At 69.0% G+C, this 8300-nt stretch carries 5 protein-coding genes and 1 pseudogene; 4 read left to right on the top strand and 2 right to left on the bottom strand.

Features of this window, described 5'->3' with window-relative positions; translation table 11 throughout:
* Nucleotides 1-152 precede the first annotated feature (152 nt).
* Nucleotides 153-2129: an ATP-dependent DNA helicase gene (locus CA983_RS36875; protein ID WP_086605093.1), complete on the top strand. Its 1977-nt coding sequence runs from the start codon at nucleotides 153-155 to the stop codon at nucleotides 2127-2129.
* 151 nt (nucleotides 2130-2280) lie between these two features.
* Here the strand turns inward: CA983_RS36875 and lexA are convergent, their stop codons facing one another.
* Nucleotides 2281-3060, bottom strand: coding sequence for a transcriptional repressor LexA (gene lexA / locus CA983_RS36870; RefSeq protein ID WP_030845416.1), 780 nt, complete (start codon nucleotides 3058-3060; stop codon nucleotides 2281-2283).
* A gap of 621 nt (nucleotides 3061-3681) precedes the next feature.
* On the opposite strand from lexA, the gene nrdR reads away from it, so the two are divergent.
* Together nrdR and CA983_RS36860 are read left to right on the top strand one after the other, a co-directional pair.
* Nucleotides 3682-4242 carry a transcriptional regulator NrdR gene (gene nrdR, locus CA983_RS36865; RefSeq protein ID WP_086605095.1) on the top strand — a complete coding sequence of 187 codons (561 nt, stop codon included), beginning with the start codon at nucleotides 3682-3684 and terminating at the stop codon, nucleotides 4240-4242.
* A gap of 164 nt (nucleotides 4243-4406) precedes the next feature.
* Nucleotides 4407-7286, top strand: coding sequence for a vitamin B12-dependent ribonucleotide reductase (locus CA983_RS36860; RefSeq protein ID WP_086605092.1), 2880 nt, complete (start codon nucleotides 4407-4409; stop codon nucleotides 7284-7286).
* 230 nt (nucleotides 7287-7516) lie between these two features.
* Here CA983_RS36860 and CA983_RS36855 read toward each other — a convergent pair whose 3' ends face one another.
* Nucleotides 7517-8050, bottom strand: a complete 534-nt coding sequence (locus tag CA983_RS36855) for a TerD family protein (RefSeq protein ID WP_086605094.1) — start codon at nucleotides 8048-8050, stop codon at nucleotides 7517-7519.
* 86 nt (nucleotides 8051-8136) lie between these two features.
* Here CA983_RS36855 and CA983_RS49310 point away from each other — a divergent pair.
* A pseudogene (locus CA983_RS49310) lies at nucleotides 8137-8300 on the top strand (DUF4937 domain-containing protein); the annotation flags it as partial.

The raw sequence follows: 8300 nt of genomic DNA, 5'->3' as shown, positions 1-8300 counted from the left end.
GTCATGTCCACCGGGACCCCGCCACCCGTCCGCTCATCCGACCCCACCCGCTCATCCGACCCACCTCACCGAGGAGCCAAGGCCTTGATCCCGTCCCCCGTCCCCGCCTTGATCGCCCGTTTGTCAGTGCTGGGTCGTAGGGTGGTCGCGCTATGACGAAGCCCTCACTCCCCGAACTCCTGCATGCTGCCGTCACTGCCGTCGGCGGTACGGAGCGCCCCGGTCAGGTGGCCATGGCCGAAGCCGTCGCGGAAGCGATCGACGACGGCTCCCACCTGCTGGTCCAGGCCGGCACCGGCACCGGCAAGTCGCTGGGCTACCTGGTGCCCGCGCTCGCGCATGGGGAGCGTGTGGTCGTCGCGACGGCCACCCTGGCCCTTCAGCGCCAGCTGGTGGAGCGCGACCTGCCGAGAACGGTCGAGTCGCTGCACCCCCTGCTGCGCCGCCGCCCGGAGTTCGCGATGCTCAAGGGCCGGTCGAACTACCTGTGCCTGCACCGCCTGCACGAGGGTGTCCCGCAGGACGAGGAGGAGGGCCTCTTCGACCAGTTCGAGGGGGCCGCGCCCACCAGCAAGCTGGGCCAGGACCTGCTGCGTGTGCGCGACTGGGCCGACGAGACCGAGAACGGCGACCGTGACGACCTCACGCCCGGCATCTCGGACCGGGCCTGGGCCCAGGTGTCGGTGTCGTCGAGGGAGTGCCTGGGCGCCTCGAAGTGCGCCTACGGCGCGGAGTGCTTCGCCGAGATGGCCCGCGAGCGCGCCAAGCTCTCCGACGTCGTCGTCACCAACCACGCACTGCTCGCGATCGACGCCATCGAGGGCGCCCCGGTCCTTCCGCAGCACGAGGTGCTGATCGTCGACGAGGCCCATGAGCTGGTCTCGCGCGTCACCGGAGTCGCCACCGGCGAGCTCACCCCCGGGCAGGTCAACCGCGCGGTGCGCCGGGCCGCGAAACTCGCCAACGAGAAGGCCGCGGACCAGCTCCAGACCGCTGCCGAGGGTTTCGAGCGGCTGATGGAGCTCGCGCTGCCCGGCCGCCTGGAGGAGATCCCCGAGGACCTCGGCTACGCCCTCATGGCGCTGCGTGACGCGTGCCGTACGGTCATCTCCGCCATCGGCACGACCCGCGACAAGTCCGTCCAGGACGAGGACGCGGTCCGCAAGCAGGCCCTGGCGGCCGTGGAGAACGTGCATGACGTGGCGGAGCGGATCACGAACGGCTCCGAGTGGGACGTGGTCTGGTACGAGCGCCACGACCGCTTCGGCGCCTCCCTGCGCGTCGCCCCCATGTCCGTCTCGGGCCTGCTGCGGGAGAAGCTCTTCGCGGACCGCTCCGTGGTCCTGACGTCCGCGACGCTGAAGCTGGGCGGGGACTTCAACGGGGTCGGTGCTTCCCTCGGACTCGCTCCCGAGGGGACCGAAGGCGATGACGTCCCGAAATGGAAGGGCATCGACGTCGGCTCGCCCTTCGACTACCGCAAGCAGGGCATCCTGTACGTCGCGAAGCACCTGGCGCGCCCCGCGCGGGACGGCGACCGCGGCGACATGCTCGACGAGCTCACGGAGCTCATCCAGGCGGCGGGGGGCCGCACCCTGGGCCTGTTCTCCTCCATGCGGGGGGCCCAGCTGGCCGCCGAGGAACTGCGGTCCCGGATCCCGGAGTTCCCGATCCTCCTCCAGGGGGAGGAGACGCTCGGCGAGCTCATCAAGAACTTCGCGGCGGACCCGAAGACCTGTCTGTTCGGCACCCTGTCGCTGTGGCAGGGCGTGGACGTCCCCGGCCCCAGCTGTCAGCTGGTCGTCATGGACAAGATCCCGTTCCCGCGCCCCGACGATCCGCTGATGAGCGCCCGCCAGAAGGCCGTGGAGGACGCGGGCGGCAACGGCTTCATGGCGGTCGCCGCCACCCACGCCGCGCTCCTCATGGCCCAGGGCGCCGGCCGTCTCGTACGGGCGTCGGGCGACCGCGGTGTGGTCGCCGTGCTGGACCAGCGCCTGGCGACAGCCCGGTACGGGGGCTATCTGAAGGCGTCACTGCCCGACTTCTGGTACACGACGGACCGCAACCAGGTGCGGAAGTCGCTGGCGGCGATCGACGCGCTGGCGAAGCAGGCGGAAGCCGATTGAGCCTCGGGGTCGGTCTGCGGCGGCGGAGCCGCGGGCCGATCCCCACCCGGGCACCGGGCCCGGACAGCGCAGGGCCCCGGAACCGGCGCAGGGGTCCCGGGGCCCGGTCAGAGGGCGGGCCGACTGGGCCCACCCGACGCGGTGCGCGGTGTCAGACGCGGCGCAGTACGGCCACCACCTTGCCGAGGATGGTCGCGTCGTCACCGGGGATCGGCTCGTAGGCCGCGTTGTGCGGCAGGAGCCAGACGTGGCCGTCCTCGCGCTTGAACCGCTTGACGGTGGCTTCTCCGTCGAGCATCGCGGCCACGATGTCGCCGTTCTCGGCGACCGGCTGGCGGCGGACCGTGACCCAGTCGCCGTCGCAGATGGCGGCCTCGATCATCGAGTCACCGACGACCTTCAGGACGAACAGCTCACCGTCGCCGACGAGCTGGCGGGGGAGGGGGAAGACGTCCTCGACGGACTCCTCGGCGAGGATCGGGCCACCGGCGGCGATGCGGCCGACCAGTGGGACGTACGACGCGGCCGGCTTGCCCGCCGTGTCCGTGGGCTGCACGGAGGCGGCCTGATCGGAACCGCGCACCTCGTAGGCGCGCGGGCGGTGCGGGTCACGGCGCAGGAAGCCCTTGCGCTCCAGTGCCATCAGCTGGTGTGCGACAGAAGAGGTGCTGGACAGGCCGACGGCCTGGCCGATCTCGCGCATCGACGGCGGGTAGCCGCGCCGCTGCACCGAATCCCTGATGACCTCGATCACGCGACGCTGGCGGTCGGTGAGTCCGGAACTGTCCGCCCGGATGCCGGGAGGTCGTCCCGGCAGAGAGCGCTTGTGCCCCTCCGGGTTCGTGGCTTCGTTCATCGCGTGCACCGGCTCCAGTCGGCCCTGGGAGCGGTCCTGGGCTGTGATGGCGGCACTGTCTGCGGTGGTGGTCACGTCGGCCCCTCTCGATGGTCTCCCTGCTGGACAACGGTAGTTGCTTTCGAAAGGTTGCGCCAAACACACGTTCGAGTGAAAAATCGCGAATCGACTGACGCGATCATGTGTCTGGGTGTATTGGCTACCGCTCCACCTGGCGGGCAAAAGCGCCCATTGCTGTACTCTTCACCGCCGGGGTGATCGCCTCGGGGGCTGTTGCCCCAGTCTGCCATCCGGCATTCCCCTGCCCCGGGACCAGCCCTCATCTGTGCGGGAGTCCCACGTCCCCTCCTCGCGGCGCCCACGGTATCTCCGCATGTGCCGCAGCGATACGCCTGTGCGCGTACGGATGCGTCCGGCGGGTGTGGCAGGCCGTGTCCGGCGGTGCGGTCGCGGACGTACGAGGCCGGCGCGGCGCGGTCGGTCGCGCGTCACCTGCGGCTACGCGCGCGACACGCGCGTATGGCGTGCATGTATGAGCCAATCCCCACATCTAGTGGTTGGATTGCAGCAGCAGCCCACAAGTTGTGGTCCCCCGGGTCTCAGGGCTCATGGTCATCGCCTATGCTTGGGGCTGCTTCGTGGGGCGCAAGAGACCCAGCGAGGCTATTGAGTCTGCTGTGAGGAGGGTTGGAGTTCATGCACTGCCCCTTCTGCAGGCACCCCGACAGCCGTGTCGTCGACAGTCGTACGACCGACGACGGCACGTCGATCCGCAGGCGCCGCCAGTGCCCTGACTGCTCCCGTCGTTTCACGACCGTGGAGACGTGCTCGCTCATGGTGGTCAAGCGGTCCGGAGTCACCGAACCCTTCAGCCGTACAAAGATCATCAATGGTGTGCGCAAGGCGTGTCAGGGACGGCCCGTCACCGAGGACGCGCTCGCCCAGCTCGGCCAGCGGGTCGAGGAGGCGGTGCGGGCCACCGGGAGCGCCGAGCTGACCACCCACGACGTGGGGCTGGCCATACTCGGCCCGTTGCAGGAGCTGGATCTCGTCGCCTATCTGCGATTCGCCTCCGTCTACCGGGCGTTCGACTCGCTCGAGGACTTCGAGGCGGCCATCGCGGAGCTCAGGGAAGAGACGGGGCCCCCCGGCACGGACGACGGAGACCGCGAGAGCGCGGGGGCGGGGAGCCAGGAAGACGACCGCGGGTCCGGAGGGACGACACCCGTCCCCGAACCCGCAGGCGCCGCCGACTGACCGGCGGGCCGGACTCGGACGGCAGCTCCGGGCCCGGCCGGGCGGCGGCGATGTGAAGACCTGTTGCGGGCGAGGTGAGTGGGTGCCCGCAATACCAGACAGAACACGTGCCACGGGAACAATCGGGGCACTTCAGGGCGTTTTCGCCCATACAGGGAGGCGGCATGACAGAGACGGCGAGTGGTCCGGCACGGAGTTCCCGCGCCAAGAGCACGAAGGCGAGCAAGGGCCTGCGTATCGAGCGCATCCACACCACCCCTGGGGTCCACCCGTACGACGAGGTGGCCTGGGAGCGCCGTGACGTCGTCATGACCAACTGGCGCGACGGCTCGGTCAACTTCGAGCAGCGCGGCGTCGAGTTCCCCGACTTCTGGTCGGTGAACGCGGTCAACATCGTCACCAGCAAGTACTTCCGCGGTGCCGTCGGCACCCCGCAGCGCGAGACCAGCCTCAAGCAGCTGATCGACCGCATCGTGAAGACCTACCGGAAGGCCGGAGAGGACCACAAGTACTTCTCCTCGCCCGCCGACGCCGAGATCTTCGAGCACGAGCTCGCGTACGCCCTCCTGCACCAGATCTTCAGCTTCAACAGCCCTGTCTGGTTCAACGTCGGCACCAAGCAGCCCCAGCAGGTCTCCGCCTGCTTCATCCTGTCCGTCGACGACTCCATGGAGTCGATCCTCGACTGGTACAAGGAAGAGGGCATGATCTTCAAGGGCGGCTCCGGCGCCGGCCTGAACCTCTCCCGGATCCGTTCCTCCAAGGAACTGCTGTCCTCCGGCGGCAACGCCTCCGGTCCGGTCTCCTTCATGCGCGGTGCCGACGCCTCCGCAGGAACGATCAAGTCCGGTGGCGCCACCCGCCGCGCCGCCAAGATGGTCGTCCTCGACGTGGACCACCCGGACATCGAGGACTTCATCGAGACCAAGGTCAAGGAAGAGGAGAAGATCCGCGTCCTGCGCGACGCGGGCTTCGACATGGACCTGGGCGGCGACGACATCGCGTCCGTCCAGTACCAGAACGCCAACAACTCGGTCCGCGTGAACGACGAGTTCATGACGGCCGTCGAGCAGGGCGGCAAGTTCGGCCTGCGGGGCCGGATGACCGGCGAGGTCATCGAGGAGGTCGACGCCAAGTCGCTCTTCCGTAAGATCGCCGAGGCCGCCTGGGCCTGTGCCGACCCCGGCATCCAGTACGACGACACCATCAACAACTGGCACACCTGCCCCGAGTCCGGCCGGATCACCGCGTCGAACCCGTGCAGCGAGTACATGCACCTGGACAACACGTCCTGCAACCTGGCCTCGCTGAACCTGATGAAGTTCCTCAAGGACGACGGCAAGGGCAGCCAGTCCTTCGAGGCCGAGCGCTTCCAGAAGGTCGTCGAGCTGGTCATCACCGCGATGGACATCTCGATCTGCTTCGCGGACTTCCCGACCCAGAAGATCGGCGAGAACACGCGCGCGTTCCGCCAGCTCGGCATCGGCTACGCCAACCTCGGCGCCCTGCTGATGGCCACCGGCCACGCCTACGACTCCGACGGCGGCCGCTCCCTCGCCGGTGCCATCACCTCCCTGATGACCGGCACGGCGTACCGCCGTTCCGCCGAGCTCGCCGCGGTCGTCGGCCCGTACGACGGCTACGCCCGCAACGCCGACGCCCACAAGCGCGTCATGAAGCAGCACTCCGACGCCAACGACAAGGCCGTCCGCATGGACGACCTGGACACCCCGGTGTGGGCCGCCGCCAGCGAGGCCTGGGGAGACGTACTGCGCCTCGGCGAGAAGAACGGTTTCCGTAACTCCCAGGCCTCCGTGCTCGCCCCGACCGGCACCATCGGCCTCGCGATGTCATGCGACACCACCGGTGTCGAACCCGACCTCGCGCTGGTCAAGTTCAAGAAGCTGGTCGGCGGCGGCTCGATGCAGATCGTCAACGGCACCGTCCCGCAGGCCCTGCGCCGCCTTGGCTACCTGGAAGAGCAGATCGAGGCGATCGTCGCCCACATCGCCGAGAACGGCAACGTGATCGACGCGCCCGGTCTCAAGCCCGAGCACTACGAGGTGTTCGACTGCGCCATGGGCGAGCGGGCCATCTCCCCGATGGGCCACGTCCGCATGATGGCCGCGATCCAGCCGTGGATCTCCGGCGCCATCTCCAAGACGGTCAACATGCCGGAGACGGCGACCGTCGAGGAGGTCGAGGAGATCTACTTCGAGGCCTGGAAGCTGGGCGTCAAGGCGCTCGCGATCTACCGCGACAACTGCAAGGTCGGCCAGCCGCTCTCCGCCAAGAAGAAGGAAGTGGCGAAGGTCGAGGAGCCCGCGGTCGTCGAGACCAAGGTCGAGAAGGTCGTCGAGTACCGCCCGGTACGCAAGCGCCTTCCGAAGGGACGTCCCGGCATCACCACGTCCTTCACCGTCGGCGGCGCCGAGGGCTACATGACCGCCAACTCCTACCCGGACGACGGTCTCGGTGAGGTCTTCCTGAAGATGTCCAAGCAGGGCTCGACCCTCGCGGGCATGATGGACGCCTTCTCCATCGCGGTCTCCGTCGGCCTCCAGTACGGCGTCCCCCTGGAGACGTACGTCTCGAAGTTCACGAACATGCGCTTCGAGCCGGCCGGTATGACGGACGACCCGGACGTGCGGATGGCCCAGTCGATCGTCGACTACATCTTCCGCCGCCTGGCGCTGGACTTCCTGCCGTTCGAGACGCGCTCCGCGCTCGGCATCCACTCGGCCGAGGAGCGTCAGCGTCACCTGGAGACCGGTTCGTACGAGCCGAACGAGGACGAGGTCGACGTCGAGGGCCTGGCCCAGTCGGCGCCGCGGGCCCAGGAGCTGAAGGCCGTCTCCGCGCCGAAGAACGACGAGGCGGTCAAGCCCGCCCCGCAGCAGGCTCACACCAGCGCCGAACTGGTGGAGATGCAGCTGGGCATCCAGGCCGACGCCCCGCTGTGCTTCTCCTGCGGTACGAAGATGCAGCGCGCCGGTTCCTGCTACATCTGCGAGGGCTGCGGCTCGACCAGCGGTTGCAGCTGACGCCCAGCGCCTTGAGTAGATGACAGAGGGGCACCGCCTTCGGGCCGGTGCCCCTCTTGTCGACACGGGTTACGGAAGCCGGGGCGCGTCTGGCGTACACAGGGGTTCACCCGAATCCGGGCGGCGGGGACGGCGTTCGACCCAGTGGCCGTCGACCAGCCGGGTTTCGCAGTCCCAGCCCCCCGGAAAACCGAGCTCACCGCTTGCCTCGCGGGTTCCCCGGGGAAAACTCACGGCTGGCGCGCGGCACCCATCGTCCTGGCGAAGTCCGCAGGGTCACCCTCGAAACCACGGACGCCCGGGCGGAACTCCCAGGGACCGGAGCCGTCCCGGACGAACTCCGCGACCGTCGCCGCAGTGGCCCCCAGGACACCCCCGAAGTCGTCCTCCGCTAGGACCGTGTACCCCTCGCGAATGCGCAGCCCGGGGTTCACCACGCTGACGAAAGTGCGCTCCGCCGGGCGCTGCTGGATGACGACACCGACCACCACGCGCGCGTACCGGCCGTCGAGCCGGTCGAGTTCCAGCGTCATGACCTCGTCGTAGCCGAAGCCCTGGCCGTCCTTGCTGTCCCGGTTGAGATAGATGGTGCCGTCGGGGGAGCGGCTGTCGAAGTGCACCACGTAGGCGGGATCGCCGTGCGGATCGTCCGCCAGATAGGTCGCCGCGACGAGGTCCAGGTCGGTGGACGGCTGCCCCGCCGGACTGGGATCCCACCGCACCGCGATCTCGACCTTGCGAAGCCCCTTGTTGAGCCCGTCCACCGGCGTCCCCTTCCCCGTACCGACCCGCCCGTTCACCTCAACTGCCGGGCAGTCACGACTGTTTGTCCATCCTGCCACGCGTGCGGGTGCGCGCGCCGGAGAGCGGTCCAGCCGAGAGTGACCGACGCCACGCTCCCTGGCCTTACCATGGCGCGGTGCTGGTCAAGTGGATTCGCTGCACCGTGGTGGACCGCCGCGGTTTCGAGCGGGGGCTGCACCGTGGTGGACCGCCGCGGTTTCGAGCGGGGGC

The organism is Streptomyces swartbergensis, assembly GCF_002148965.1.
Lineage (GTDB): Bacteria > Actinomycetota > Actinomycetes > Streptomycetales > Streptomycetaceae > Streptomyces > Streptomyces swartbergensis.
This window is presented reverse-complemented; position numbering and strand designations above follow the sequence as displayed.

What these genes read in the sequence shown, in the direction of transcription:
- CA983_RS36860 (WP_086605092.1), top strand. Translation starts at nt 4,407, where the DNA reads ATGACAGAGACGGCGAGTGGTCCGGCACGGAGTTCCCGCGCCAAGAGC.
- CA983_RS36875 (WP_086605093.1), top strand. Translation starts at nt 153, where the DNA reads ATGACGAAGCCCTCACTCCCCGAACTCCTGCATGCTGCCGTCACTGCC.
- nrdR (WP_086605095.1), top strand. Translation starts at nt 3,682, where the DNA reads ATGCACTGCCCCTTCTGCAGGCACCCCGACAGCCGTGTCGTCGACAGT.